Annotated in this window: 25 protein-coding genes; 6 read left to right on the forward strand and 19 right to left on the reverse strand. The window is 63.4% G+C overall.

Features of this window, described 5'->3' with window-relative positions; all coding sequences use genetic code 11:
- The coding region (cphA, locus tag Q0O05_RS01495; protein WP_293660070.1) for a cyanophycin synthetase at positions 1-2,406 on the forward strand (2,406 nt) is incomplete at its 5' end.
- A 27-nt stretch (positions 2,407-2,433) separates the two neighbouring features.
- Here the strand turns inward: cphA and Q0O05_RS01500 are convergent.
- The 4 genes from Q0O05_RS01500 to Q0O05_RS01515 form a co-directional block, all read right to left on the reverse strand.
- Complete coding sequence (locus Q0O05_RS01500) at positions 2,434-3,453, reverse strand: NAD(P)H-dependent glycerol-3-phosphate dehydrogenase (protein ID WP_293660071.1); 1,020 nt, start codon at positions 3,451-3,453, stop codon at positions 2,434-2,436.
- A gap of 54 nt (positions 3,454-3,507) precedes the next feature.
- Positions 3,508-3,954: a protein-export chaperone SecB gene (gene secB / locus Q0O05_RS01505; RefSeq protein WP_293660072.1), complete on the reverse strand. Its 447-nt coding sequence runs from the start codon at positions 3,952-3,954 to the stop codon at positions 3,508-3,510.
- Between the two features lie 81 nt (positions 3,955-4,035).
- Complete coding sequence (gene grxC / locus Q0O05_RS01510; RefSeq protein WP_293660073.1) at positions 4,036-4,299, reverse strand: glutaredoxin 3; 264 nt, start codon at positions 4,297-4,299, stop codon at positions 4,036-4,038.
- 31 nt (positions 4,300-4,330) lie between these two features.
- Complete coding sequence (locus tag Q0O05_RS01515) at positions 4,331-4,738, reverse strand: rhodanese-like domain-containing protein (protein ID WP_293660074.1); 408 nt, start codon at positions 4,736-4,738, stop codon at positions 4,331-4,333.
- A gap of 103 nt (positions 4,739-4,841) precedes the next feature.
- On the opposite strand from Q0O05_RS01515, the gene gpmA reads away from it, so the two are divergent.
- The 5 genes from gpmA (at position 4,842) to Q0O05_RS01540 (ending at position 9,636) form a co-directional block, all read left to right on the forward strand.
- Entirely contained in the window at positions 4,842-5,585 is a 744-nt protein-coding gene (gpmA, locus tag Q0O05_RS01520; protein WP_293660076.1) for a 2,3-diphosphoglycerate-dependent phosphoglycerate mutase, read from the forward strand.
- Between the two features lie 115 nt (positions 5,586-5,700).
- Positions 5,701-7,137, forward strand: a complete 1,437-nt coding sequence (locus tag Q0O05_RS01525) for a S41 family peptidase (protein ID WP_293660077.1) — start codon at positions 5,701-5,703, stop codon at positions 7,135-7,137.
- 8 nt (positions 7,138-7,145) lie between these two features.
- Positions 7,146-7,907, forward strand: a complete 762-nt coding sequence (gene moeB, locus Q0O05_RS01530; protein ID WP_293660078.1) for a molybdopterin-synthase adenylyltransferase MoeB — start codon at positions 7,146-7,148, stop codon at positions 7,905-7,907.
- 98 nt (positions 7,908-8,005) lie between these two features.
- Positions 8,006-8,800: a GGDEF domain-containing protein gene (locus tag Q0O05_RS01535; RefSeq protein ID WP_293660079.1), complete on the forward strand. Its 795-nt coding sequence runs from the start codon at positions 8,006-8,008 to the stop codon at positions 8,798-8,800.
- Positions 8,800-9,636 carry a MinD/ParA family protein gene (locus Q0O05_RS01540; RefSeq protein WP_293660080.1) on the forward strand — a complete coding sequence of 279 codons (837 nt, stop codon included), beginning with the start codon at positions 8,800-8,802 and terminating at the stop codon, positions 9,634-9,636. The genes Q0O05_RS01535 and Q0O05_RS01540 overlap by 1 nt, the downstream gene beginning before the upstream one ends.
- A gap of 48 nt (positions 9,637-9,684) precedes the next feature.
- On the opposite strand, the gene Q0O05_RS01545 is transcribed toward Q0O05_RS01540, so the two are convergent.
- From Q0O05_RS01545 to Q0O05_RS01615, 15 genes are all read right to left on the reverse strand, one after another.
- A complete protein-coding gene (locus Q0O05_RS01545; RefSeq protein WP_293660081.1) occupies positions 9,685-10,521 on the reverse strand; it encodes a DUF429 domain-containing protein in 837 nt (278 codons plus the stop codon).
- Between the two features lie 16 nt (positions 10,522-10,537).
- The gene (locus Q0O05_RS01550; RefSeq protein ID WP_293660082.1) at positions 10,538-10,960 is read right to left on the reverse strand and encodes a BLUF domain-containing protein; all 423 of its coding nucleotides are present in this window, start codon (positions 10,958-10,960) and stop codon (positions 10,538-10,540) included.
- A gap of 4 nt (positions 10,961-10,964) precedes the next feature.
- Positions 10,965-11,666 (reverse strand): GTP cyclohydrolase I, encoded by a 702-nt coding sequence (gene folE / locus Q0O05_RS01555; RefSeq protein WP_366519033.1) that lies wholly within the window; start codon positions 11,664-11,666, stop codon positions 10,965-10,967.
- 103 nt (positions 11,667-11,769) lie between these two features.
- Entirely contained in the window at positions 11,770-13,005 is a 1,236-nt protein-coding gene (gene clsB, locus Q0O05_RS01560) for a cardiolipin synthase ClsB (protein WP_293660084.1), read from the reverse strand.
- A complete protein-coding gene (locus Q0O05_RS01565; RefSeq protein ID WP_293660086.1) occupies positions 12,999-13,751 on the reverse strand; it encodes an endonuclease/exonuclease/phosphatase family protein in 753 nt (250 codons plus the stop codon). Before Q0O05_RS01565 ends, clsB begins: the two co-directional genes overlap by 7 nt.
- Complete coding sequence (gene nudB / locus Q0O05_RS01570; protein ID WP_293660087.1) at positions 13,748-14,260, reverse strand: dihydroneopterin triphosphate diphosphatase; 513 nt, start codon at positions 14,258-14,260, stop codon at positions 13,748-13,750. The genes Q0O05_RS01565 and nudB overlap by 4 nt, the downstream gene beginning before the upstream one ends.
- Before the next feature lie 99 nt (positions 14,261-14,359).
- On the reverse strand, positions 14,360-16,204 hold the full coding sequence (gene aspS, locus Q0O05_RS01575) for an aspartate--tRNA ligase (protein WP_293660088.1): 1,845 nt from the start codon (positions 16,202-16,204) through the stop codon (positions 14,360-14,362).
- 46 nt (positions 16,205-16,250) lie between these two features.
- Entirely contained in the window at positions 16,251-16,895 is a 645-nt protein-coding gene (locus Q0O05_RS01580; RefSeq protein WP_293660127.1) for a DUF502 domain-containing protein, read from the reverse strand.
- Positions 16,868-17,278, reverse strand: a complete 411-nt coding sequence (locus Q0O05_RS01585; protein ID WP_293660089.1) for an FmdB family zinc ribbon protein — start codon at positions 17,276-17,278, stop codon at positions 16,868-16,870. The genes Q0O05_RS01580 and Q0O05_RS01585 overlap by 28 nt, the downstream gene beginning before the upstream one ends.
- A gap of 37 nt (positions 17,279-17,315) precedes the next feature.
- Entirely contained in the window at positions 17,316-18,896 is a 1,581-nt protein-coding gene (gene ubiB, locus Q0O05_RS01590; protein ID WP_293660091.1) for a ubiquinone biosynthesis regulatory protein kinase UbiB, read from the reverse strand.
- Positions 18,893-19,444, reverse strand: coding sequence for a hypothetical protein (locus Q0O05_RS01595; RefSeq protein WP_293660092.1), 552 nt, complete (start codon positions 19,442-19,444; stop codon positions 18,893-18,895). Before Q0O05_RS01595 ends, ubiB begins: the two co-directional genes overlap by 4 nt.
- 34 nt (positions 19,445-19,478) lie before the next feature.
- Complete coding sequence (locus Q0O05_RS01600) at positions 19,479-20,453, reverse strand: Tim44-like domain-containing protein (RefSeq protein ID WP_293660093.1); 975 nt, start codon at positions 20,451-20,453, stop codon at positions 19,479-19,481.
- A 22-nt stretch (positions 20,454-20,475) separates the two neighbouring features.
- Positions 20,476-21,207: a bifunctional demethylmenaquinone methyltransferase/2-methoxy-6-polyprenyl-1,4-benzoquinol methylase UbiE gene (gene ubiE, locus Q0O05_RS01605; RefSeq protein ID WP_293660094.1), complete on the reverse strand. Its 732-nt coding sequence runs from the start codon at positions 21,205-21,207 to the stop codon at positions 20,476-20,478.
- 81 nt (positions 21,208-21,288) lie between these two features.
- Positions 21,289-21,702 (reverse strand): DUF971 domain-containing protein, encoded by a 414-nt coding sequence (locus Q0O05_RS01610; RefSeq protein ID WP_293660096.1) that lies wholly within the window; start codon positions 21,700-21,702, stop codon positions 21,289-21,291.
- A gap of 8 nt (positions 21,703-21,710) precedes the next feature.
- Positions 21,711-25,682, reverse strand: a complete 3,972-nt coding sequence (locus tag Q0O05_RS01615; protein WP_293660097.1) for an FAD/FMN-binding oxidoreductase — start codon at positions 25,680-25,682, stop codon at positions 21,711-21,713.
- Positions 25,683-25,798: the final 116 nt, after the last annotated feature.

The raw sequence follows: 25,798 nt of genomic DNA on the forward strand, positions 1-25,798 counted from the left end.
GTCGGCCATGCGGAGAGCGTGTCGCTGGCCCGCGTGCTGGAGTTGGCGGCTTTGGGCCTGCAGGCGCAGGCCGGCTGCCCGGTGACCTTCAGCTGCACCACTCCCACGGTCGACGCCAACACCTACCAGGTGGTCGTGGAGTACAGCGAGGAAGAGGTGGGAATGCTCGCCATGGAGCTGGCCGAAAAGTTGTGCAACGCCGCGCTGCATGACACGCCCTTTGACCTGCCAGCGGCCCTGGAGGCTCTGCGCGATCTGGACGAAGATGTTCGCCTCGGCCCCAGCACCGGCTCCATTGTGGATGCCGCGGTTGCCCGGGGCATTCCCTACAGTCGCATGACCGAAGGCAGCATGGTGCGCCTGGGCTGGGGCAGCAAGCAACGCCGCATTCAGGCCGCAGAGATGGACGTGACCAGCGCCATCGCAGAGGCCATCGCCCAAGACAAAGAACTCACCAAGAAGCTGCTGGCGGCGGCTGGCGTGCCGGTGCCGGGCGGCCGCTCGGTGGCAGACGCGGACGACGCCTGGGCCGCGGCGCAGGAAATCGGGCTGCCTGTGGTGGTCAAGCCCAATGACGGCAACCAGGGCAAGGGCGTAACCGTCAACATCACCAGCAAAGAGCAGCTGCTCAAGGCGTTTGCAGTAGCCAAGGAGTTCCGCGACGATATTCTGGTCGAGAGGTTTATGCCAGGTAACGATTTCCGCCTCCTGGTGGTGGGTGACCGGCTGGTGGCGGCGGCGCGGCGCGATCCGCCGAAAGTGGTGGGCGACGGCAAACACACCATCGCCGAGCTGGTGGCGCAGGTCAATGCCGACCCCCGCCGCGGCTCCGGCCACTCCACCTCACTGACCAAAATCCGGTTCGACGAAATCGCCAAGGCCACGCTCGCCACGCAAGGTTTCAACTCGGATTCGGTGCCCGCCAAGGGCCAGCGGGTCAACTTGCGCAACAACGCCAACCTCTCCACCGGCGGCTCTGCCACCGATGTGACTGACGATGTTCACCCCGAGGTCGCTGCCCGCGCCATTGCCGCGGCGCACATGGTGGGGCTCGATATCTGCGGTGTCGATGTAGTGTGCGACAGCATCCTGCGATCGCTCGAAGAACAAGGTGGCGGCATTGTCGAGGTGAACGCCGCCCCCGGCCTGCGCATGCACCTCTCGCCCTCCTTCGGCAAAGGCCGCGCGGTGGGCGAGGCCATCATCGGCAGCATGTTCAAGAAGGGACAGGACGGCCGCATTCCTATCGTGGCGGTGACCGGCACCAACGGCAAAACCACCACCGTGCGGCTGATTTCGCACGTGCTCGCCCACAGCGGTTTGCGGGTCGGCATGACCAACACCGACGGCGTTTACGTGAACGGCGACTGCATCGACACCGGCGACTGCAGCGGCCCCAAGAGCGCCAAGAGCGTGTTGCTGCACCCCGATGTAGACGCTGCGGTGCTGGAGACCGCACGCGGCGGCATCTTGCGCGAGGGGCTGGCGTTCGACAAGTGCGATGTGGCGGTAGTGACCAATGTGGGCAGCGGCGACCACCTGGGTCTGAACTACATCACCACCGTCGACGAACTGGCAGTGCTCAAGCGGGTGATTGTGCAAAACGTAGCCGCCACCGGCGCCGCCGTGCTCAACGCGGCCGACCCCATCGTGGCCCGCATGGCGGCCAAGTGCAAGGGGCAGGTCATCTTTTTTGCCGAGGACAAGAACAACCCCGTGATGGCCACGCACCGCGCGCAGGGCCATGCCGTGGTTTATGTGCAGGGCAAGCAGCTGGTAGCACGCAAGGGCAGCCAGACCGAGTCGATTGCGCTGTCCGAGGTGCCGATCACCATGGGCGGCACGATTGGCTTTCAGGTGGAAAACGTGATGGCCAGCGTGGCCGCCGCCTGGTCGTTGGGGCTGGGATGGGACGCCATCCGCCAGGGCCTGGCCACTTTTTCGAACGACAACCACAATGCAGCCGGCCGCTTCAATTTATTCCACTACCGCGGCGCCACCGTGATTGCCGACTACGGCCACAACCCAGACGCGATGCAGGCGCTGGTGCAGGCGGTACAGGCCATGCCGGCCAGCCGCCGCTCGGTGGTCATCAGCGGCGCCGGCGACCGGCGCGACCAGGACATCCGCCAGCAGACCCAGATTTTGGGTGATGCGTTTGATGAGGTGGTGATGTTTGAAGACCAGTGCCAGCGCGGCCGCAAAGATGGCGAGGTGCTGACACTGCTGCGCGAGGGGCTGGCGCAGGCTAAGCGCACCACGCAACAAACTGAAGTCTTCGGCGAGTTTCTGGCCATCGACACCGCGCTAGACAAGCTGCAAGCCGGCGAACTGTGTCTGGTGCTGGTCGATCAGGTGGAAGAGGCCATTGCCCACATTGCTGCCAAGGTGGCGGCTGTGGGATAGCGGGGCCGGCCACGGCTGGAGGGACCGCTAATGAACCTCGTTAGCGGGCCCACGGCCCATCAGCGCCATGACGGCCTGCGCCGCCTGCAGCCGACCGTCGAGCAAGTCCACCACGCCCTGGGTGATCGGCATGTCAATGCCCAGGCTGCTGGCGCGCTGCCAGACGGTGCGCGCGCTGTAAACACCTTCGGCCACATGGCCCAGCTCGGCGACCGCCTGATCCAGCGTCTTCCCCTGGGCCAGCGCGAGACCGACCTTGCGGTTGCGTGAGAGGTCGCCGGTGGCGGTCAGCACCAAATCGCCCAGACCGCTCAGGCCCATGAAGGTCTCGGGCCGCGCGCCCAGGGCCAGCCCGAGTCGGCTGATTTCGGCCAGTCCGCGGGTGATGAGCGCTGCCCGCGCATTAAGCCCCAGCGCCAGCCCGTCGCACAGGCCGGTGGCAATCGCCAGCACGTTTTTCACCGCACCGCCGACTTCCACGCCCACCACATCGTCGTTGGCATAAACCCGCAGCTCGGCGCTGTGAAAAGCGTCCACCAGCGCACGGCGCACGCCTTCATGGGCACTGGCAGCCACCAAGGCGGTGGGCTGTCCGGCAGCTACTTCCTGCGCAAAACTGGGGCCGCTCAGCACTCCGGCGTGCAAGCCAGGCGCTACCAAGGATTGCACCTCATGGCCCAGAAGGCCGTGACTGCCGCCCACCGGAGCCTCAAACCCTTTACAAAGCCAGGCCACCGGACAACTCAATGCCGAGACGCGCTGCAACATCTCCCGCAGGGCGGCCATGGGCGTCGCGATGATGACCAAGTCCGGCGGTGAGCCGCACGGGGTCAGCAACACCTCGAGTGGCTCGGCGCTGAGAGTCAAAGTAGGCGGGAACACGCGACCCGGCAAATAGCGCCGGTTAGAGCGCTCGCCCTGCATGGCACGGACGGCCTCCGCATCACGCGACCATAGCGTCACCGCATGCTGCCGGCGGGCATTGCGGGCCGCGCTGATGGCCAAGGCCGTGCCCCAGGCTCCGGCGCCCAATACTATGATTTTCATAGCTGCTCGCGCATGTTCTACGGGGGCCAGGGGCCAAAAACCCCTGAAATCCGGTTACTGGGGCAGGCTTGCGGAAGTGGTGTTGGCCTGCTGCTGCTCGTACATGGCCTGGAAGTTGATTTCAGACAGATGCACGGGTGGGAAGCCGGAGCGCTGAATCACATCGGCCACGTTGCCACGCAGGTAGGGATAGACGATTTGCGGGCATGCAATGCCCATGATCTGGCCGAGTTGCTCCTCGGGCAGGTTGCGGATTTCGAAAATGCCGGCCTGCTTGGCCTCCACCAGAAAAACGGTTTTGTCCTTGATCTTGGCCTGCACGGTCGCAGTGACGCACACCTCGAACACGCCGTCCGCCACGGGAGCTGCTTCCACACCCAGCTGAATATCAACCGTGGGCTGCTCTTGCTCGAGCAGGATCGCAGGGGAATTGGGTTGCTCCAGCGAAGCCTCTTTGAGGTAGACGCGCTGAATCTGGAAAACGGGTTCTTGGTCGGACATGGTCAGGTCTCTTTGGGATAAACAAAAGCCCGCCGCAACGAGGCCGACGGGCTGGGGGAATTGACACTGGTTGGAATTATGTCAGGCAGCTGCACCCAACAACGGCAGCAAGCCGCCACGGCTGTCGAGCGCCATCAAATCGTCGCAACCGCCCACATGGGTCTCGCCGATGAAGATTTGCGGAACGGTGCGTTGGCCGGTGAGCTCCATCATCTTGACGCGGTCGTCAGGGCTCAGATCGACGCGGATTTCTTCAATCGACTCCACGCCTTTTGACTTGAGAATCCGCTTGGCCTGCACGCAGTAGGGGCAGACAGCGGTGGTGTACATCTTGACGGTTTGCATACAGATTTTCCTTGGTATCGCGAAGCCTGAATCATGCCTTCTCCACCGGGAGGTTAGCGGCTTTCCATGCTTTGAGCCCGCCCTGCAGCGATTGGGCCTGCTCGTAGCCCAGCTTTTTCGCCAGGCCCACCGCCTGTGCCGAGCGGGCCCCGGCTTGGCAGACCAGCACCAGGGGCAGTGTCTTGTTCTTCACCATGCCGGCCAACTTGGCTTCCAGGTCGGCCAGCGGCAGATTCTTGGATCCGACAATATGGCCGCCGGCAAATTCGGCCGCGTCCGACACGTCCACCACCGTAGCCCGCTCACGGTTGATCAACTGAATGACACCGGAAGGCTCCAAGCCCACCGCAGTCGCACCCTGCAGGACCGGCCACAGCAACAGGCCGCCGGAGGATAGTGCGATGGAAATCAGCATCCAGTTATCGATAAAAAATTTCACTTTGTTCCTTGTTGGTTACGTCACGCGGGAGCCGCATTTTAGAATGCGCCGTCTTGACCGACGCTGCCTGCTGTCGGTTTTCGCAACGATAGAACCCCTCACCATGTACAAACTTGTTCTCGTTCGCCACGGCGAATCCACCTGGAATCTCGAAAACCGCTTTACCGGATGGACCGATGTGGACCTGACCCCCACCGGCATCGAACAGGCCAAGAACGCAGGGCGCCAACTCAAGGCCGAAGGTTATGAATTCGACGTCGCCTACACCAGCGTACTCAAGCGCGCCATCCGCACCCTGTGGCATACCCTGGACGAGATGGACCGAACCTGGCTGCCCGTGGTGCACAGCTGGCGCCTGAACGAGCGCCATTACGGCGCCCTGCAGGGGCTCAATAAAGCCGACATGGCCAAGAAGTTTGGCGACGATCAAGTACTTGTCTGGCGCCGCAGCTATGACACCCCTCCGCCCGCACTCGAAGCCGGCGACCCGCGCAGTGAGCGCGCTGACGTGCGCTACGCCAAGCTGCCCCCGGAGCAAGTGCCCCTGACCGAATGCCTGAAAGACACGGTCGCGCGCGTGCTGCCCTTCTGGAACGAATCGATGGCGCCCGCCATCAAGGCCGGCAAGCGCATCGTGGTCGCCGCACACGGCAACTCGATCCGCGCACTGATCAAGTACCTCGACAACATTTCTGACGAAGACATCGTGGGCGTGAACATCCCCAACGGCATTCCGCTGGTGTACGAGCTCGATGCCGACCTGAAGCCGATACGCCACTACTACCTGGGCGACGCCGAGGCGGCCGCCAAGGCAGCAGCAGCTGTCGCCTCCCAAGGCAGAGCCTGAGCGCAGCCCGCGTCGGCGGTTGTCTGCTGGAAAATGCGCGCTGTTGCGGGGTATGCGCCGGCTCTGCATTGCGCCGTGGGGCCACGGTGTATATTGGTACGGCACAGGAAATACTATGGGTCACAAACTAAAAATCACCGGCTGGGTTGCATTGGGCGTGGTCGCCGGCGCCCTCACTACCGTCTCTTTACAGACCGTTGCGCGTAGCAGCCTGTCCCCGCTGCCATTGGAAGAGCTGCAGCAATTGGCCACGGTGTTCGGCATGGTCAAGAGCGACTATGTGGAGCCGGTGGATGAGAAAAAGCTCATCACCGACGCCATCACCGGCATGGTCGCCAGCCTGGACCCCCACTCCCAGTACTTTGACAAGAAGTCCTTCAAGGAATTCCGCGAAGGCACCTCCGGCAAGTTTGTCGGCGTTGGCATCGAAATCACCCAGGAGGACGGCCTGGTCAAAATCGTGTCGCCGATTGAAGGTTCGCCCGCATTCCGCGCCGGCCTCAAGACCAACGACCTGATCACCAGGATTGACGACACCGCCGTCAAGGGTCTCACACTGAATGAAGCCGTCAAACGCATGCGCGGCGAACCCAACACCAAGGTGCTGCTGACGATTTTCCGCAAGGACGAGAACCGCAGCTTCCCGGTGACCATCACGCGCGAAGAAATTAAGCAACAGTCGGTGCGCGGCAAGATGGTGGAGCCGGGCTATGCATGGATCCGCGTGAGCCAGTTCCAGGAGAGAAGCTTCGAAGATTTCGCCAAGAAGGTGGAAGAGCTTTACAAGCAGGACCCCAAGATCAAGGGCATGGTGCTGGACTTGCGCAATGACCCGGGCGGCCTGTTGACATCCGCGGTGGCCATGTCGGCCGCTTTCTTGCCGGAGAACGTGACCGTAGTCTCCACCAAAGGCCAAACCGCCGACAGCAAACAGGTGCTGCGTGCCACCGCCAGCGACATTCGCGGCCTGCAAGGTGCTGAAGCGCTCAAGACGCTTCCCGCTGCGCTTAAAAAGGTGCCGCTGGTGGTGCTGGTGAACGAAGGCTCGGCATCGGCCAGCGAAATCGTGGCCGGCGCCCTGCAGGACCACAAACGCGCCACCATTCTGGGTAGCCAGTCCTTCGGCAAGGGCTCGGTGCAGACCTTCCGCCCCTTGGGGCCCGATACCGGCCTGAAAATCACCACATCGCGCTACTACACGCCAAGCGGTCGATCCATTCAGGCCAAGGGCATCGTGCCGGATGTGATGGTCGACGAAACCGAAGAGGGCAGCCCGTTTGCCGCCCTGCGCATGCGCGAAGCCGACCTGGAAAAGCACTTGAGCAGCGGCCAGGGCGAAGACAAGAAAGACACCGCCCGCGAGAAGGCGCGTGATGAAGCCCTCAAACGGCTCGAGGAAGAGTCACGCAAGCCCGCCGCTGAGCGCAAGGTCCCCGAGTTCGGCTCGGACAAAGACTTCCAGCTCTTGCAGGCCCTCAACCAGCTCAAGGGCAAGCCGGTGCTGGTGAGCAAAACGCAAGTCGAACGCAAAGAAGACGTCAAGGACAACTAACCTTCCCGATGACCGACGAGGAACTGCTGCGCTACTCGCGCCACATTCTCCTGGATGAAATCGGCATCGAGGGCCAGCAGCGCATCCGGCAGGCCCATGCGCTCATCGTAGGCGCAGGCGGCCTGGGGGCACCGGCTGCCATGTACCTTGCGGCCGCGGGCATCGGTCAGCTCACCCTGATCGATCCGGATGTGGTCGACCTCACCAACCTGCAGCGCCAGATCATCCACTCCACGTCCAGCGTAGGCCAGGCCAAGGTTGCCTCAGCTGCTACTGCTTTAGGAGCACTCAACCCCCACACCGCGGTGAATGCTGTGCAGGCACTTGCCGACAAGGCCTGGCTGGACAGTGTGCTGGCGGACGTGGATGTAGTGCTGGACTGCTGCGACAACTTCAGCTCCCGCCAAGCGGTCAATCAGGCCTGCGTGCGGGCTGGTGTACCGCTGGTATCTGGCGCTGCCATCCGGTTTGACGGGCAGATCGCTGTGTACGACAGCCGCGTTCCCACGTCTCCCTGCTACGCCTGTGCGTTTCCGCCGGACGACGCGCCGCCTCCCACCGAGTGCTCCACCATGGGCGTGTTTTCACCGCTGGTGGGCATCATCGGCTCCATGCAGGCGGCCGAAGCGCTCAAGCTGGTGCTGGGACTGCCCGGCACACTGGCCACACGCATGCTGCTGCTTGACGGGCTGCGCATGGAGTGGACCGACATTCGCCTGCCACGCAATCCAGCATGTACGGTTTGCGGGTCTCGGCAGGCCGCCAATTAAGGCCCTCGGGCCTGCCAGTTTGGTGCTTTGGAAGCCTGCGTGGCACGCGCGCAGCGCAGGCTTCCTGTTAGACTTTCTTTCATCAAATCTCACCTCCCGTGGCCCAAACGCTTACTTCCTCCCTTGTTGAGCTACAGCGCCTCCGGCTGGACGATGCAATCGCCTTGCTGGACCACGATGCGGGCGCACCTTTGCCCGCGCCCGATCTGTCCCCCGCCGCGTATCTGCAAGCCCTGATCGACGGCTTGTGCGAGCTCTCGCTGCGAGACCCCCTGACCGGTCTGGGCAACCGCCGCCATTTCCGCAGCGTGCTGGAGCGTTCCATCGACATGGTGGCCCGCTCGGGCGAGCCCGCATTGCTGTTGATGGTTGACATCGACAACTTCAAGCGCGTCAACGACAACTACGGCCACCAGGCCGGCGACCAGGTGCTGCAGGCCATTGCCAGGCTGCTCGCCACCTCCGTGCGTCAGATGGATACCGTCTGCCGCTTCGGCGGCGAGGAATTTGCCCTCATCCTGCCGAGCTGCCACACCAGCTACGGCACGGCGGTGGCAGAGCGCATCCGCGCGCACATCGAGGCGATGGCAATACCCATTGCGCCGGGGCTGACTATCCATGTGTCTGTGAGCATCGGCGGCGCCTTTGCGCCCGAGTGGGTGCGATCGACCACCAGCCTGTGGACCGAACGCGCCGACATGCAGCTCTACCGCGCCAAGAGCGAGGGCCGCAACTGCGTTTTTCTGGACACGCAACAGGAAATCTATGTCAGCGCCGAAGAAAAAAGCATGCTCTTCGGCCACCTCGCCCTGGGCGAGCCGGCATGGATTGAGGGTATTTCTAGCGATCCGACCGGCCTCCATGCCGGCGCCGCTGTGCAAAGGTTTATTTGATGTCTGACGTGTTGAATCCACCTGAATCGGCCGAGGGCAAGGCAGGCGCCCCCCTCAAGCCTTGGGGCAAAGTCATTGCCGTGACCAGCGGCAAAGGGGGCGTGGGCAAGACGTTTTTCTCCGCCAACCTCGCCGCCGCCATGGCCAAGCGCGGGCAGCGGGTGCTGGTGCTGGACGCCGACCTCGGTCTGGCCAACCTGGACGTAGTGCTCAACCTCTACCCTAAGGTCACCCTGCACGATGTGTTCACCGGCAAGGCCAAGCTCGAAGACGCCATCATCCGGGCGCCGGGCGGTTTTTCTGTGCTGCTGGCGGGCTCGGGCATGGTGGAGTATTCGCGCCTTACGCCCGAGGTGCGCGGCGACTTTTTGCGCATCATGAACGGGCTGGTGCCCCACTACGATGTGGTGATTTTGGACACCGGCGCCGGCATCTCGGATGTGGTGCTGTTTGCGGTGTCGCTGGCCTCCGAGGTGCTGGTGGTTGCCACCCCCGAACCCACTTCGCTAACCGACGCCTACGCCACCATCAAGGTACTGGTGGGCCAGCAAAAGCGTGAAACCATCCGCATGGTGATTAACCAGACCGCGCGTCTGGGCGACGGCCGAGCCATCACCACGCAGCTGCAACAGGTGCTGGACCGTTTTGTCACCACCGACAGCGGCCGGCCGCTGCGATTGGTGCACATGGGCGATATTCCCGCCGACCCCGCAGTGCGCCAGGCCATCATGCGCCGCCAGTTGCTGATGCAGGCCACGCCCGGCAGCCCCGCCGCGCTAGCGGTGTCGCAGCTCGCCGTCAAGGTGGCCGAGGTCGTGGGCTCCAAAGGCAACTGAGCCCGCCAAAGTCGCCTGCGGCTCCTCAGCCGCCGGCACCGGTGCCCGTCAAGCCGAAATGATCCAGCCCTCCAAGGGGTCCAGATCTGCCGGCAGGCCCCACAGCGGGTGGCCTTGCAGGCTTTGCGCTTCAGCCCAAGCGGCCAGCAGAAGGCATAACACCGCATCCAGGCTGTCGCCGCTGGCGTCGTCCACCAGCGCATCGCGCTGCGCATGGCGCAGCTTGAGACGGACCTGCCAGCGGTGCTGCCCGGTCTCAAGCGCGTTGAGCAGGTCTTTGCGGGCTATCAGCCGCTCGGGCGTTTGCTTGGCCCGGTCATCGCTTTTGTAGCTGCGCGCGCCGATGATGGCGCGAGCCACCATGCCGGGGTAGGCCTCCAACCCCACCCGCATCCCAGCAGGCGGGCCGGCGGGCGCTTCCTGTAGGCCGGGCAGGTACACACCGGCGTCCATCAGGCGGGGCACACCGGCGTGCAGCATGAAGGCCACCGGCGGGTTCACCCATTTCATCGAGGGGCTTGATTCGGCCGGCCGGTCAGTGGCACGGTGGGCGAATTTGCCGCCCACAGGGCGCGCGTCGCAAAAGGCAGAGAACTGGTCGCGGATCTCCTGACGCGAGAGGCTGGCGTAATGCCGCAGGCAGGGCCCCCACTGCAGGGGCCAATCCAGGGTCTGCACCAGTTCGCGCGGCAGGCCGAACGGCAGGTCAAACCCGCCCACCCAGGCCCCGTCCTGAACCAGCCACTGCGAAAACGCATCCAGCGAAGGCAATGTTTGCAGGCCCTCGAGCACCAGCCGGCCGGCGCTCTGGTGACCGCGGGCGCAGACGATGGGCTTGCGGGTGCTGGGGCTGCTGGTGAAATCGCAACCAACCAGCAGGCTCATGTCGAAACGCTCTCGCTCAGGCGCGCCCGATGATGGAGGCCGTGGCCATCAGTTCTTCCAGCAAAGCCAGAGACACCTTGCCCGAGACTGCGTAGGGGTCGAGCTCGGGGCGCTCTGCGTACTTGAGCAGGATGTTGGTGTTGATCTTGGACATGTTGACCTGCCCCATGGTCCAGCCACCGAAACGGCGTTCGGTGATTTCTTCGTAGTGCAGCAGCACCACTTCCTTGTGCCGCTTGTCTCTCTGAATGTGGCCGTAGAGCTCGCTCACTGCCATGCGGCCGCCTTCGATGGCCTGCAAAAAGATGCCGCCGCCGTAGCACAGAATCCCGGTGATGCCGCAGGTAGGGTTGTAATTGCGGGACTGGGCCAGGATGGTGTCGATCGCCTCGGGGTTGGAGTCGAGGGCGCGGCTGGCATAAAGCAAACGGACCAACATGGCATTAACCTTTCTGGGGAATGAGGGACAAAAATTCGCGGCGCAGGTTGGGGTCTTTGAGGAACACACCGCGCATGACCGAGTTGATCATCTTGCTGTTCATGTCCTTCACGCCCCGCCAAGCCATGCAATAGTGACTCGCTTCCATGACGATAGCCAGTCCGTCGGGCTGGGTCTTGTGTTGGATCAAGTCGGCCAGCTGCACCACCGCCTCTTCCTGGATCTGCGGGCGGCCCATGATCCATTCGGCCAGGCGCGCGTATTTGGAGAGGCCAATCACATTGGTGTGCTCGTTGGGCATGACGCCGATCCAAATCTTGCCGATCACGGGGCAGAAGTGGTGGCTGCAGGCGCTGCGCACGGTAATGGGGCCCACGATCATCAGCTCATTGAGGTGGCCGACATTGGGGAACTCGGTAATGGTGGGCGCGGGCACATAGCGGCCGCGGAAGACCTCATTGAGGTACATCTTGGCCACACGGCGGGCGGTGTTGTCGGTGTTGTGGTCGTTCTGGATGTCGATCACCAAACTGGTGAGCACACCGCGCATCTGGACTTCGACTTCATCGAGCAAGGACTCGAGCTCGCCGGGTTGGATGAAGTCGGCGATGTTGTCATTGGCATGGAAACGCTTGCGGGACGCCTGCAGGCGTTCGCGGATTTTTACGGAAACCGGCGTTCCTTCCGCTTCGTCATTGGGGGGCATAGTGAATGAGGTTGTCATGAAAGTGCAGCGATGGTAGCAGCGATTGGATTTAAAGGGTTTTTGCAATCAAGCGCCCGTAGGCATTGCGCGAGCAGCTATCAAACTAGTAGCGGATACCGCTAAAGAATATCAAAAACCGCATCAGCCCGAAGGCCAGCCTGTCGCGCACGCGCTGGTGCCAGGGGCGCCGGGCATCGGCCGCAATATCCCAGCGGCGGGTGCTGCCGCTGATGACCGTCAGCAATGCTGCCTGCAGGCGCTGCGCGAAGGCAGCGTCGTACACCACCACATTCGCCTCGCGGGCCAGCAGCAGGCTCAAGGGATCAAGATTGGAGGAGCCCACCGTGGCCCACACACCGTCGACCACCGCCACTTTGGCGTGCAAGAAACCCGGCGTGTACTCGTAAATCTCCACCCCCGCGCGCACCAGCTCGCCCAGTACCGGCCGGCTGGCGTGGTACTGCATGAAATATTCGTAGCGCCCCTGCACCACCACCTGCACCCGCACACCCCGCCGCGCGGCATGCATCAGGGCGCGGCGCAATCGCCCGCCGGGCAGGAAATACGCATTCGCCAGCACCACCTCGTGGCGTGCCTCGCCTATGGCCTTGAGGTAGCTGCGCTCGATGCGGCTGCGGTTACGCACGTTGTCGCGCAACACCAGCGCCGCATGGCTGTCGGCAGCACCAGTGGCGGCATCCGTCTGGGCTGCAAGCGCTTGCAAGGGCTTGCCGGAGGACGGCAACGAGCGCCATTGCGGCCACTGGCTGCGCACTTCGCGCCACTGCAAATGCTCGAGCTGGCGCGCAACCTGCGCACGCGCCCAGAATTGCTGCATCGCCTGCAGGCACTGCTCTACCAAGGGGCCGCGCACCTTGACGGCATAGTCCAGCCGGGCCGCGCTCAGCGGGCCGTGGCGGGAGTCCAGCCAGTCGTCCAGCACATTGATGCCACCACAAAACGCCCACTCGCCGTCCACCACACACAACTTGCGGTGCATGCGCCGCCACTGCCCGGGCATCAGCAGCCCCCATTGCCCCAAGGGCTGAAACTGTTGCCAGCGCACCCCGCTCTGCGCCCAGCGCTGCTGCCATTCCTGCGGAACGCGGGGCGTGCCGACGCCGTCCACCACCACAAACACCGCCACACCTCTCCCTGCGGCGCGCTCGAGCGCCTGTGCCACAGCAATGCCCTGCGGGTCAAAGTCGAAGATATAGGTCTCCAGCCGCACCTCGCGCGCGGCACCGTCCATTGCCGCAATCAGGGCAGGAAAAAACTGCGCCCCTCCCTCGAGCAACTCCAGCGAGTGCCCTGCTGTCAGCGTGGCAGACCTCAGCATGGCGGGGCGGGCGGCAGCCCCCATTCGGTGATCAGGGGGAGGTGGTCCGACATGCGGGACCAGGCCAGCCCCTTGGGAACCCGCACACCCAGAGGCTGCAGTCCGCGGGCAAATACATGGTCGAGCTGCACCAGCGGCAAGCGCGCCGGAAAAGTCGCACAGCGAAGCGCCCGGGGCGCCTCCAGCCCAGCCGGAGCAAGCTGCCGCGCCACCCAGTCCGGCAAGTCGTTGAAGTCGCCCGCCACCACCACCGGGGCCGAACGCGGCACCTCACGCTCTAAAAAACGGAGCAGCTGACGCAGCTGCCGTGTGCGACTGGAGCGGATTAGGCCCAAATGCAGCACCAGCACATGCACGCTGCGCCCGGCCACATCCAGCTCGGCATGCAGCAGCCCGCGCTGCTCCAACCGGTGGTCCGACATGTCCTCGTGCTGGTGCAGCACCACCGGCCAGCGGCTGAGCAAAGCGTTGCCGTGCTCACCTTGCCGCGTGAAGGCATTGGTGCGGTACACCGTGTGGTACCCCTCCGGCGCCAGAAAGTCGGCCTGCGGCTGGTCCGGCCAATGCGGGAAATGCCGGGCCTCGCCCTGGTGGGTCTTGCGAACTTCCTGCAGGCACAGCAAATCGGCATCCATCTTCGCCATGGAGTGGCTGAGGTTGTGAATCTCCAGCCGGCGCAACGGGCCTACGCCCTGCACGCCTTTGTGGATGTTGTAACTCACGACCCGCAGGGTGCCCGGCTTCACAGCAGCGGCCCGCGCTGGATCGAAGCGAATCCCTCAGGGGGCAGATGGGTGAGCTGCAGCACCGCCTCGGCATTGGAGGGCGAAAAGCACAGGTCGGCCGCCTGCGCATAGGGCAGCCAGCAAAAATCGGTGTGCTCGCGCGGCTGCAGGGCTACATCGCACACCGCCGGCACCATGAGGCCGAAGACGCGCTCGGTGTTGTGCGTCACGCCCGGGGCGTAGCGGTGCAACCAGCGGGGGTAGATGGTGTAGGTGTTTTCCAGCCTCCAGTCGCGCAAGTGGGCGCACAGGGGAGCGCCCGGGCGGCAGTCAAGGCCGGTTTCTTCCCACACCTCTCGGGCGGCAGTTTCTGCCCAGTCTTCATCTTCGTGGTCTTTGCTGCCGGTCACCGATTGCCAGAACGGCGGCGCGTCCGGGTCGGACTCTGTGCGCTTGATGAGCAGCACATCGCGCTGAGGCGTGTAAATCACCACCAGCACCGACTGCGGAATTTTGAAGCTGCTGGGCATGGGCCTCACCATCCAAAAAGGGCGCCCTCACGAGCGATAAAGGGCGCCCGCAAGGACGCCCTTTCATTGTGCATCAGCCACCCCGGGCGTCTGTACGCCTCAGGCGGGGTTCGCCAAATCGACGTTGCGCAGGCGGATGTGCAGCTCGCGCAGTTGCTTTTCATCCACCGGGCTCGGCGCCTGGGTGAGCAGGCACTGGGCGCGCTGGGTCTTGGGAAAGGCAATCACGTCGCGGATGGACTCGGCACCCGTCATCAGGGTGACGATGCGGTCCAGCCCGAAGGCCAGGCCGCCGTGGGGCGGCGCGCCGTATTGCAGCGCATCGAGCAGGAAGCCGAACTTCAGCTGAGCCTCTTCGGGGGTGATCTTGAGCGCATCAAACACTTTTTGTTGTACGTCTGCGCGGTGAATCCGCACCGAGCCGCCACCCATTTCCCAGCCGTTCAAGACCATGTCGTAGCCCTGAGAGATGCATTTCTCGGGCGCGGTGACCATCCAGTCTTCGTGGCCTTCCTTGGGCGCGGTGAAGGGGTGGTGCACTGCGGTATAGCGCTGGTTGTCTTCGTCGAACTCGAACATCGGGAAGTCGACCACCCACATCGGGCGCCAGCCGGCGGTGAACAGGCCGTTTTTCTTGCCGAATTCGCTGTGGCCGATCTTGATGCGCAGCGCGCCAATGGCGTCGTTCACGATTTTTTCTTTGTCAGCGCCAAAGAAGATCAGGTCGCCGTCTTGCGCGCCGGTGCGCTCCAGCACCGCGGTGAGCGCGGCGTCGTGGATGTTTTTGACGATGGGACTTTGCAGCCCGGGCCATGTTGACTTGCCGTTGGCATCCGGACACGCTCCCTTGGCTGCATCATTCACGCGGATGTACGCCAGCCCCTTGGCGCCATAAATCTTGACGAATTCGGTGTACGCATCAATCTCGCCGCGGCTGATGCCGCCGCCTTCGACCGAGCCTCCGGGCACGCGCAGGGCCACCACACGACCGCCCTTCATGGTGGCGGCGCCGGAGAACACCTTGAAGTCCACGTCCTTCATCACATCAGTGAGCTCGGCGAACTGCAGGTTCACGCGCAGGTCGGGCTTGTCGGAGCCGTACAGGCGCATGGCATCGAAGTAGCTCATCACCGGGAACTCACCCAGATCCACGCCGATGGTGTTCTTGAACACGGTGATGATCATGCCCTGGAACATCTCGCGGATGTCTTCTTCGGTCAGGAAGGAGGTCTCGATATCAATCTGGGTGAACTCGGGCTGGCGGTCGGCACGCAGGTCTTCGTCGCGAAAGCATTTGGTGATCTGGTAGTAGCGGTCAAAACCAGCCACCATCAGCAGCTGCTTGAACAGCTGGGGCGACTGCGGCAATGCGAAAAACTGCCCGTCATGCACCCGGCTGGGCACCAGGTAGTCGCGAGCGCCTTCGGGCGTGCTTTTGGTGAGCATGGGGGTTTCAATATCGACAAAACCGTTGGCATCCAGAAACTTGCGCACTTCCATGGCCACGCGGTAACGCAGCATCAGGTTGTTTTGCATGTAAGGGCGGCGCAGGTCCAGCACCCGGTGGGTCAGGCGTGTGGTTTCCGAGAGGTTGTCTTCGTCCAGTTGAAAGGGGGGCGTGACCGAGGCATTGAGCACGGTGAGTTCGTGGCACAGCACCTCAATCTTGCCGCTCTTGAGGCCGTCATTGGTCGTGCCATCGGGGCGCAAACGCACCAGGCCCTTGATCTGCACGCAGAACTCGTTGCGAATCTCTTCAGCCACCTTGAACATATCGGCGCGGTCGGGGTCACAGACCACCTGCACATAACCTTCGCGGTCCCGCACATCCACAAAAATCACGCCGCCGTGGTCACGGCGACGATTGACCCAACCACACAGGGTCACGGTCTGGCCCAGCAGGGCCTCGGTCACAAGACCGCAGTAGTGAGTACGCATAGCCATAGGGAACTTTCAATGCGCTGCAGCCATGCAGCGGGTTGGTAACAAATCAGGAGCGGGGCGCCACAGGTGCAGCGGCGGGGTCTGCCGGGGCGACCGAACCCATGGAAATAACATAGGTCAGAGCCTGATCAACGCTCATATCGAGCTCGATCACGTCTTTGCGGGGCAGCACCAAAAAGAAGCCGCTGGTCGGGTTGGGCGTGGTCGGCACATAGACGCTGACCACATCAGCGCCCAGATGCGAGGCCAACTCGCCGCTGGGCGTGCCGGTCTGAAAGGCAATCGTCCAGCACCCTTCTCTCGGGTATTGAATCAGCAGCGCGGTACGAAACGCGTTACCGCTGCTCGAGAACAGGGTGTCGGAGACCTGCTTGACGCTGGTGTAGATGGACTTGACGATGGGAATGTTGGTGAAGAGCTTGTCCCACTGCTTGACCCACCAGCGGCCCGCCACGTTGGAGACCAGGCCGCCGGTAACGAGCAGCACCACGAACACCAGCAGCACCCCCAGCCCGGGGATGTGCTGAAGCCGCTCCAGCACAGCGCCTGAGGACACCGGCGTGACCACCGCCACGCCATGCAGCACGCTGGCGAATAGAGCGTCCAGCAGTCCGACCAACCAGAGGAGCACCCACAAGGTGATGGCCAGGGGAAGCCACACCATCAGGCCGGTAAGGAGGTATTTCTTGATGGGCACGGCGGCTCCGATTCAGGGGGTGGGGGAAGGGTTGTGCTGCTTGCAGCCGCTGCCGGAGCTGCGGGGCTGGCTTCTGACTTGGGGGCGGACGCTGCCTCAGAAGCGGCTGCACCACCATCGCTGCCGGAGCCGGCGGCACCTGGGCTGGACGCTGTACCAGCGGGAGCACCCGCCGAGGCCGGCGCGGGCGCGTTGCCACCTTTGAAATCAGTCACATACCAGCCCGAGCCCTTCAGCTGAAAGCCGGCCGCGGTGACTTGTTTTTTGAAGGCGGGTGCGTTGCACTGGGGGCAATCTTGGAGCTGCGCATCCGAGATTTTTTGCAAAACGTCCTTGGCAAACCCGCAGGACTCACATTTATAGGCGTAAATGGGCATGAAATTAGCGCTCAGACAGGAGTTGCAAAGCCCTCAATTATAGGAGCCCGCCTCCAAACCACCGCAGGTGTGACACGAGCTGAACCGCCACCAGCCCCACCGAGAAGCCAATGACCACCGCCACCAGCACTTGCAGCAAGCGGTTGGTGCGCTTTTGCTCTTGCAGCAGTTCACGCATCAGAAGCTCCGGACTGCCTTGACCCCGCTTGAGGTACTGGTGCAGCAAACCCGGCAGCTCGGGCAACATCTTGGCGTAGCGCGGAGCCTGGGCCTTGAGCTCGTGCAGCAGACGCTGCGGTCCCACTTGCTTGAGCATCCACTCTTCCAGAAACGGCTTGGCGGTGGCCCACAGGTCGAGCTCGGGGTCGAGGTCGCGCCCCAAGCCTTCAATATTGAGCAGCGTTTTTTGCAGGAGCACCAGCTGCGGCTGGATTTCGACTTGAAAGCGGCGCGAGGTCTGGAACAGGCGCATCAGCACCAGCCCGAGCGAAATTTCTTTCAGGGGCCGGTCGAAGTAGGGCTCGCACACGGCGCGCACCGCAGCTTCGAGCTCGTCCACCCGCGTGGCAGCGGGAACCCAGCCCGACTCGATGTGCAGCTCGGCCACGCGCTTGTAGTCGCGCCGGAAGAAAGCTACGAAGTTTTGCGCGAGATACTCTTTGTCCACCTCGGTCAGAGTGCCGACGATGCCGAAGTCGAGCGAGATATAGCGCCCGAATGTCTCGGACGCCAGGCTGACTTGGATGTTGCCGGGGTGCATGTCCGCATGGAAAAAACCATCACGAAACACCTGCGTGAAAAACAGCGTGACGCCGTCGCGTGCGAGCTTGGCAATGTCGACACCGGCCGCGCGCAGGGTGTCGAGCTGGCTGATGGGCACGCCATGCATGCGCTCCATCACCAGGACTTCGGTGGTGCAGTAATCCCAGAGCATCTCGGGGATGAGAACCAGGTTCAGCCCCTCCATGTTGCGGCGCAGCTGGGCGGCGCTGGAGGCTTCGCGCACCAAATCCAGCTCGTCGTGCAGGTACTTATCGAACTCTGCCACCACCTCTCGCGGCTTGAGGCGCTTGCCGTCTGCCGAGAGGCCCTCGACCCAGCCGGCCATCATGCGCATCAGGCTCAAGTCTTTATCAATGACCCGCAGCATGTCGGGGCGCAGCACTTTGACCGCCACTTCGCGCTCGCGACCACTGCGGTCGCGCAGCACCGCAAAGTGCACCTGAGCAATCGAGGCGCTGGCCACCGGCGTGCGCTCAAACGACACGAACAATTCAGACACCGGCTTGCCCAGGGCACGCTCGATGGTGGCCACCGCCACCGCGGAATCAAACGGCGGCACACGGTCTTGCAACTTGGCAAGCTCGTTGGCGATGTCCAGCGGCAGCAGGTCGCGGCGGGTGGAGAGCACCTGTCCGAACTTCACGAAGATCGGCCCCAGGCGCTCCAGCGCCTCGCGCAGACGCTGGCCGCGCGGTTCGTCCAGCGAGCGGCCTACGGAAACGATGCGCGCCAGCAAGCGCAGCCAGGGCGTTTGGAAACTAGTCAGTACCAGCTCATCCAAGCCATACCGCAAAACCACCCAGGCAATAAACAGCCCCCGGCCGAGACGGCTCATAGAGACGGGCCGCGGGACGGATGCGAAGCGGCGCGCTTGCCCACAAATTGCTGCAGTGCCTCTGCCACGGTGGTGCAGGCCTGCACCAGCATGTGCGCCGGCGCGTCGCCCATGAATTTGGAGAGGTCTTCCTCCATGTCCCAGCGGACGTGGTCTACCAGCCAGTTCACTTCGGCTGCCAGTTGCACATCGCCCTCCACGCGCACGTTGGGCTTGGCGCCCTGCAGGACCGTCTGGGCAATGGTCACCGGAGAGTGTTCGGTGATGGTGAGGGTGAGGTCCGGCTTAGCTTCCGGGCCCGCCAGGTCGAGAAGACCGACCGGCGTGGCTTGCACGCGGAAGGAGTATTCGCGCCACTGGGCGTGCACGACACGGCCCTTCTGGCGGGCCAGCCGCTCCATCGCCTGGGGCTCCTGCTGCAGCACATGATTGAGCAACAGCACGATGCGGCGGTGGGTTTCTTCCACCATCCAGGCGGGCGGTGCGGGTGGGGTTGGGAGCTTCTGGAAGAGGTCTTCCAGAAAAGAAAAAGGGGACTGTGTTGCCATAGTCCCCGATTATCAGCCTGAAAAAAGTCCGCGCTTACTGCAGGGCCTGCACGCCGGCTACCAGCCAGCCGCTGTTGCCGCTCTTGGCTTTGGTCATATTCCAGACTTCGCGGAAGGGGCTCGGACCGGCCGAGGGCTCCTCGCGGATCATGCCGGAGAACTCCACGCTGGCCATGTATTCGTCGGACAACTCTTCGATGCCGAGCAGGCGGGCTTCGATCATCACCACATCAGTGCGGTTCTGGCCGGCGCCGGTGTGGGTTTCGCGCTCGCCCAGCTGGGTCTGAATTTCGCGGGTCATGTCGTCAGTCATCATGGCGCGCAGGGCGGCCACGTCAGAGCGGTCCCATGCAGCCTGCAGGGTCACGAAGTTTGCCTTGGCGGACTGGAGGAAGCCTTCGGTATCAAAGCCGTCAGGCACGCCCCAGTTCTGCGAGCCCATCAAGCCAGAACCGATGATGGAGCCGCCTGATGCGCTCGCCTGCGGCGCTTCGAAGGCCATGGTGCTGCGCTCCCACGGACGGGCCGAGGCGTCGTTGCCTACGTTTTCAGCGCGGTAGTTGGGTGCGTCTTGCACCGGTGCACCGCCCGCGCCCTCAAAGGCAAAGGGCGAAGAGGACTGCGCGGGCTTGCGGCGGCGCATGAACCAGCCGATGGCCAGCATCACACCCAGAGCCAGCAGTCCGAACATCAGGATGTTGCCGAATGCCTCACCCATTCCGAGGGAGCTCGCCAACCAGGCCAAGCCCAGACCGGCGGCCAGGCCACCCAGCATGGCGCCCCACGGGCGGCTCGGCGGCTGCGCAGCGGCAGCGGGTTTGGCGGCGGCGCTGTTCGCGCTCTGGCCGGCCGCACCAGGTGCTGCCGGTGCCGGGCCTGCCGAATCGCGCTGCGTTACGTTGCTCGACTGCTTGCCGACCGACTTACCGCCGCCCATGCGCTTGGCGGCCTCTGCGTTCAGTCCCGTCAGGGCCAATGCGACGGTTAAAACCAATGTCCATAATTTCATAGTCACCTCCGAAAATGTTATTTCAGCGCTTGATTCCAACATGCAAGGCCGCAATGCCGCCGGTCAGGTTGTGATAGTCCACATGCCCGAAACCCGCTTTGTGCATCAGGGTCTTTAGCTCCCCCTGGCCGGGGTGCATGCGGATGGACTCGGCGAGATACCGGTAACTTGCGTCGTCGCCGGCAATCCACTGGCCCAGACGGGGGAGCACCTTGAAGGAATACCAGTCGTAAATTTTCTCCAGCGGCGGCGCCACCTTGGAAAACTCCAGCACCAAGAGCTTGCCTCCGGGCTTGAGCACCCGCTGCATCTCGGCCAGCGCCACGTCCTTGTGCGTCATATTGCGCAGGCCGAAGGCCACGCTGACCACATTGAAATAATGGTCGGGAAAGGGCAACTTTTCGGCATCGCACACCAGCGTGGGCAAGGCGATGCCGGCGTCCAGCAGGCGATTGCGGCCGGTGGAGAGCATGGCCTCATTGATATCGGTGTGCACCACCTGGCCCGATTTGCCCACCTTTTTGGAGAAGGCCATGGCCAGGTCGCCGGTGCCGCCGGCGATGTCGAGGGCCTTGTCGCCTTCGTGCAAGTTGGCAACCAACACGGTGTAGGCCTTCCAGGCGCGGTGCAGGCCTGCGGACATCAGGTCGTTCATCAGGTCGTACTTTGGCGCGACCGAGTCGAACACGCCGCGCACGTGGCGGGCCTTCTCCGACTCGTCAACTGACTTGAAACCGAAATGGGTGGTGCTCATAGTTTTCAATCAAGTGAGCCGTTTGCGCCCGTTACACATGCGCCGACAGCTACCGAAAGTATAGCAATCAGCTGGTTTTGCTTAGTGACTGGCGCAGCCCTGCCCGCCTTTGGGCGGCATGGGCGCGTCCCGCGAGACGCCGCCGGCCTGCAGCTTGCTCTCGTATTCCTGCCAGAGGCTGTCCTGCTGGGAGCCCAGAAAATACAGATAGTCCCAAGTGAAGATGCCGCTGTCATGCCCGTCGGAAAAACGGGGCTGCACCGCGTAGTTGCCTACCGGGTCCAGCGCGAGCAGCTCCACCATGCGCTTGCCGGTTTGCAGAACCTCCTGGCCGGGCCCGTGGCCCTGCACTTCGGCGGATGGGGAGTACACCCGCATCAGCTCCAGCGGAATGCGAAAGCGCGCGCCATCAGAAAAGCTCACCTCAAGCAATCGCGACTGGCCGTGGACGGTAAGGTCCAGCGGCGTGGGGGTGTTGGATGTAAGACCTGCCATAGCGACCTTCAGACCAAGACGCGCTCAATGCCACCGGCATTGGCGATTTGCACATATTCGGGCAGCCACTCCTTGCCAAGGATCTGGTTTGCCATTTCGACCACGATGTAGTCGGCCTCCAGCAGGCCGTTGTTCAGGTCGTCGCCATAGCGCGAGAGGCCCTGCAGGCAGCTCGGGCAGCTGGTGAGAATCTTCACATTACGCGGCGTATCGGACGACTCGCCCGCCGGCGCGGTCAGGGCGCGCAAAGCGACCTCGCCCTTGCGCAGCTCTTCCTCCTTGCGGAAGCGGATCTGGGTCGACACATCGGGCCGGGTCACACCCAAGGTGCCGGATTCGCCGCAGCAGCGCTCGCTCTTGATGACCGCATCGCCGACCAGCGACTTCACGGTTTTCATCGGGTCCTGCAGCTTCATCGGGCTGTGGCAGGGGTCGTGGTACAGGTAGCCCGCGCCTGCTTGGGCGCCGAGCGTGATTCCCTTTTCCAGCAAGAACTCGTGGATGTCGATGATGCGGCAGCCGGGGAAGATCTTGTCGAACTCGTAGCCCTGCAGCTGGTCGTAGCAGGTGCCGCAGCTGACCACTACGGTTTTGATGTCGAGGTAGTTGAGGGTGTTGGCCACGCGGTGGAACAGCACACGGTTGTCGGTGATGATCTTCTCGGCCTTGTCAAACTGGCCGCTGCCGCGCTGCGGATAGCCACAGCACAGGTAGCCCGGCGGCAGCACGGTCTGCACGCCGGCATGCCACAGCATGGCCTGGGTGGCCAGACCGACCTGGCTGAACAGGCGCTCGCTGCCGCAACCGGGGAAGTAAAACACCGCCTCCGTCTCCGCGGTGGTGGTTTGCGGGTTGCGGATGATGGGTACGTAGTCCGAGTTCTCAATGTCCAGGAGCGCGCGCGCAGTTTTCTTGGGCAGGCCGCCGGGCATTTTCTTGTTGATGAAATGAATCACCTGATCCTTGATGGGCGCAGTGCCCACCGAGGCCGGCGGCTTGGCGGTTTGCTTTTTGGCGGCCAGGCGCAACACGCTGTGGGCCAAGCGCTGGGCCTTGAATCCGACGCCGACCATGGCCGCGCGCATGAACTTGATGGTCTCGGGGCTGGTGGCGTTGAGGAACATCATGGCCGCGGCGTTGCCCGGGCGGAAGGACTTCTGCCCCATCTTGCGCAGCAGGTTGCGCATGTTCATGGTCACATCGCCGAAGTCAATCTTCACCGGGCACGGCGACTCGCACTTGTGGCACACGGTGCAGTGGTCGGCCACGTCTTCGAATTCTTCCCAGTGCTTGACGCTGATGCCGCGGCGGGTCTGCTCCTCGTACAGAAAAGCCTCCACCAAGAGCGAGGTGGCCAGAATCTTGTTGCGCGGGCTGTAGAGCAAATTGGCGCGCGGCACGTGGGTGGCGCACACCGGCTTGCATTTGCCGCAGCGCAGGCAGTCCTTGACCGAGTCGGCAATTGCCCCGATATCGCTCTGCTGCATGATGAGCGACTCGTGCCCCATGAGCCCGAACGACGGGGTGTAGGCGTTGGTCAGGTCGGCGTAGATGCTGGATCCGTCAGCTGTCAAATGCGGCGCAAACGCGCTCCCGGGCTGCGCAGGCAGCTCCTGATTCCGTAGCAGCTTGCCTTTGTTGAAGCGACCCTCGGGGTCGACCTTGGCCTTGTAGGCAATGAAGGGGGCCAGCTCGGCCTCACTCAAAAATTCGAGCTTGGTGATGCCAATGCCGTGCTCGCCGGAGATCACGCCATCCAGACTGCGGGCCAGCGCCATGATGCGTTTGACCGCGCCGTGGGCAGCCTGCAGCATGTCGTAGTCGTCGCTGTTGACGGGGATATTGGTGTGCACATTGCCGTCGCCGGCGTGCATGTGCAGCGCCACCCAGACGCGGCCTTTGAGCACCCGCTTGTGAATCGCCACGCACTCGGCCAGGATGGCGTCAAACGCCGCGCCGGTGAAGATGGTTTGCAGCGGCGCGCGCAGCTGCGTCTTCCAGCTCGCACGCAGGCTGTGGTCTTGCAGTTGGGGGAACAGGGCTTCGACCCCGTCCAGCCAGCCCTGCCACTGGCCGCGCACCTGCGCCACCAGCTCCAGCGCCTGCGCCACCCGTTCGCCCAGCAGATCGGCGCCGGGAATGTCGTTGGCATCGTCGGCCTTGCCCAGGGGCAGGTCGCTGCGCTCAAAAAATGCGGTCAGCGCGTCGCACAGGGCGAGCTTGTTCTGCAGGCTCAGCTCGATGTTGATGCGCTCGATGCCGTCGGTGTACTCGGCCATGCGCGGCAGCGGAATCACCACGTCTTCATTGATCTTGAAGGCGTTGGTGTGCTTGCTGATGGCAGCGGTGCGCTTTCGGTCCAGCCAGAATTTCTTGCGCGCCTCGGGGCTGATGGCCACAAAGCCCTCACCGCTGCGGCTGTTGGCCAGACGCACCACCTCGCTGGTCACGCGGGCCACGTCGTCAGCGTTGTCGCCGGCAATGTCGCCGAACAAAACCATCTTCGGCAACGCGGAACTACGGCCGCCGCCGGCGTCGGTTCCACGCTTGCTCTTGGTGGCGTATCCCACCGCCTTAAGGTAGCGGTCGTCCAGATGCTCCAGCCCCGCAAGCATCACGCCCGAGCGCTTTTGCTCGGCGAACATGAAGTCCTTGATGTCCACAATGCTGGGCACGGCGTCTTTGGCGTTGCCAAAAAACTCGAGGCACACGGTGCGCGTGTGGGCCGGCATTTTGTGCGCCACCCAGCGGGCGCTGGTGATCAGCCCGTCGGTGCCTTCTTTCTGAATGCCGGGCAGGCCGCTCAAGAACTTGTCGGTCACGTCCTTGCCCAGGCCCTCTTTGCGGAAGGTGGCACCGGGAATGTCCAGCCGTTCGGTGCGGATGGGGGTTTTGCCATCCGCCTTGAAGTACTGCAGCTCGAAGCTGGCCATCTCGGCGTCGTGGATCTTGCCCATGTTGTGGTTGAGGCGGGTCACCTCCAGCCACTCGGCCTGCGGCGTCACCATGCGCCAGCTGGCCAGGTTGTCCAGGGCGGTGCCCCACAAAACGGCTTTTTTGCCGCCGGCATTCATGGCGATGTTGCCGCCAATGCAGCTCGCTTCGGCAGAGGTCGGGTCTACGGCAAACACAAAGCCCGCGCGTTCGGCCGCATCGGCCACCCGCTGGGTGACCACACCGGCTTCACTCCAGATCGTGGCGACATCGCGGTCCAGCCCGGGCAGGCGCCGCATTTCGACCTCTGTCATCGCCTCGAGCTTTTCGGTGTTGATGACCACGCTCTTCCAGGTCAGCGGAATCGCGCCACCCGTGTAACCGGTGCCGCCGCCGCGCGGGATGATGGTCAGGCCCAGCTCAATGCAGCCCTTCACCAGACCGGCCATTTCAGCCTCCGAGTCGGGGCACAGCACGACAAACGGGTATTCCACCCGCCAGTCGGTGGCGTCGGTCACATGGCTCACGCGGGAGAGGCCGTCGAACTTGACGTTGTCCTTGGCGGTGAGCTTGTACAACACCTTTTGCGTCTTCTTGCGCAGAGCCGCCACCTCGATGAAAGCGGCGTCAAAAGCCTTGACCGCAGCGCGGGCAGCCACCAGCAGCTGACCCACCATGGCGTCGCGCTCAGGGTCCGCTTCGGGGGTGCGGCGCTTTTCGACTTCGGAGAGGCGGTGGTTCAGCGCCTCCACCAGCTGGCTGCGGCGCTTGGGGTTGTCCAGCAGGTCGTCCTGCAGATAGGGGTTGCGCTGCACCACCCAGATATCACCCAGCACTTCATACAGCATGCGGGCGGAGCGGCCGGTGCGGCGCTCGCCGCGCAGGTGGTTGAGCACATCCCAGCTCTGGGCGCCCAGCAGCCGGATCACGATTTCGCGGTCCGAGAAAGACGTGTAGTTGTACGGAATCTCGCGGATGCGTTCGGCCCCGTGGGGAGCAGCGCCTGCCGCCGACAACAGGTGGTTCAACGAGGTGAGAGCATTCATCAGTGTTTCTGGTGCCAGCCCGGGGGCCTGTCGCAAGGCGGGCAGCAGTCTTTCAGGTAAGGCTCACGATAGTACCGCAGGCCTAATCACCACGGCCGCAGGATGGAAAGCCCCCC

It is taken from the genome of Rhodoferax sp. OV413 (assembly GCF_945881795.1).
Taxonomy (GTDB): domain Bacteria; phylum Pseudomonadota; class Gammaproteobacteria; order Burkholderiales; family Burkholderiaceae_C; genus Allorhodoferax.

Coding starts and splice junctions, on each gene's coding strand:
- Q0O05_RS01500 (WP_293660071.1), bottom strand. CDS start 3,453: ATGAAAATCATAGTATTGGGCGCCGGAGCCTGGGGCACGGCCTTGGCC.
- secB (WP_293660072.1), bottom strand. CDS start 3,954: ATGTCCGACCAAGAACCCGTTTTCCAGATTCAGCGCGTCTACCTCAAA.
- grxC (WP_293660073.1), bottom strand. CDS start 4,299: ATGCAAACCGTCAAGATGTACACCACCGCTGTCTGCCCCTACTGCGTG.
- gpmA (WP_293660076.1), top strand. CDS start 4,842: ATGTACAAACTTGTTCTCGTTCGCCACGGCGAATCCACCTGGAATCTC.
- Q0O05_RS01525 (WP_293660077.1), top strand. CDS start 5,701: ATGGGTCACAAACTAAAAATCACCGGCTGGGTTGCATTGGGCGTGGTC.
- moeB (WP_293660078.1), top strand. CDS start 7,146: ATGACCGACGAGGAACTGCTGCGCTACTCGCGCCACATTCTCCTGGAT.
- Q0O05_RS01540 (WP_293660080.1), top strand. CDS start 8,800: ATGTCTGACGTGTTGAATCCACCTGAATCGGCCGAGGGCAAGGCAGGC.
- Q0O05_RS01545 (WP_293660081.1), bottom strand. CDS start 10,521: ATGAGCCTGCTGGTTGGTTGCGATTTCACCAGCAGCCCCAGCACCCGC.
- Q0O05_RS01550 (WP_293660082.1), bottom strand. CDS start 10,960: ATGTTGGTCCGTTTGCTTTATGCCAGCCGCGCCCTCGACTCCAACCCC.
- folE (WP_366519033.1), bottom strand. CDS start 11,666: ATGCCCCCCAATGACGAAGCGGAAGGAACGCCGGTTTCCGTAAAAATC.
- clsB (WP_293660084.1), bottom strand. CDS start 13,005: ATGCTGAGGTCTGCCACGCTGACAGCAGGGCACTCGCTGGAGTTGCTC.
- nudB (WP_293660087.1), bottom strand. CDS start 14,260: ATGCCCAGCAGCTTCAAAATTCCGCAGTCGGTGCTGGTGGTGATTTAC.
- aspS (WP_293660088.1), bottom strand. CDS start 16,204: ATGGCTATGCGTACTCACTACTGCGGTCTTGTGACCGAGGCCCTGCTG.
- Q0O05_RS01585 (WP_293660089.1), bottom strand. CDS start 17,278: ATGCCCATTTACGCCTATAAATGTGAGTCCTGCGGGTTTGCCAAGGAC.
- ubiB (WP_293660091.1), bottom strand. CDS start 18,896: ATGAGCCGTCTCGGCCGGGGGCTGTTTATTGCCTGGGTGGTTTTGCGG.
- Q0O05_RS01595 (WP_293660092.1), bottom strand. CDS start 19,444: ATGGCAACACAGTCCCCTTTTTCTTTTCTGGAAGACCTCTTCCAGAAG.
- Q0O05_RS01600 (WP_293660093.1), bottom strand. CDS start 20,453: ATGAAATTATGGACATTGGTTTTAACCGTCGCATTGGCCCTGACGGGA.
- ubiE (WP_293660094.1), bottom strand. CDS start 21,207: ATGAGCACCACCCATTTCGGTTTCAAGTCAGTTGACGAGTCGGAGAAG.
- Q0O05_RS01610 (WP_293660096.1), bottom strand. CDS start 21,702: ATGGCAGGTCTTACATCCAACACCCCCACGCCGCTGGACCTTACCGTC.
- Q0O05_RS01615 (WP_293660097.1), bottom strand. CDS start 25,682: ATGAATGCTCTCACCTCGTTGAACCACCTGTTGTCGGCGGCAGGCGCT.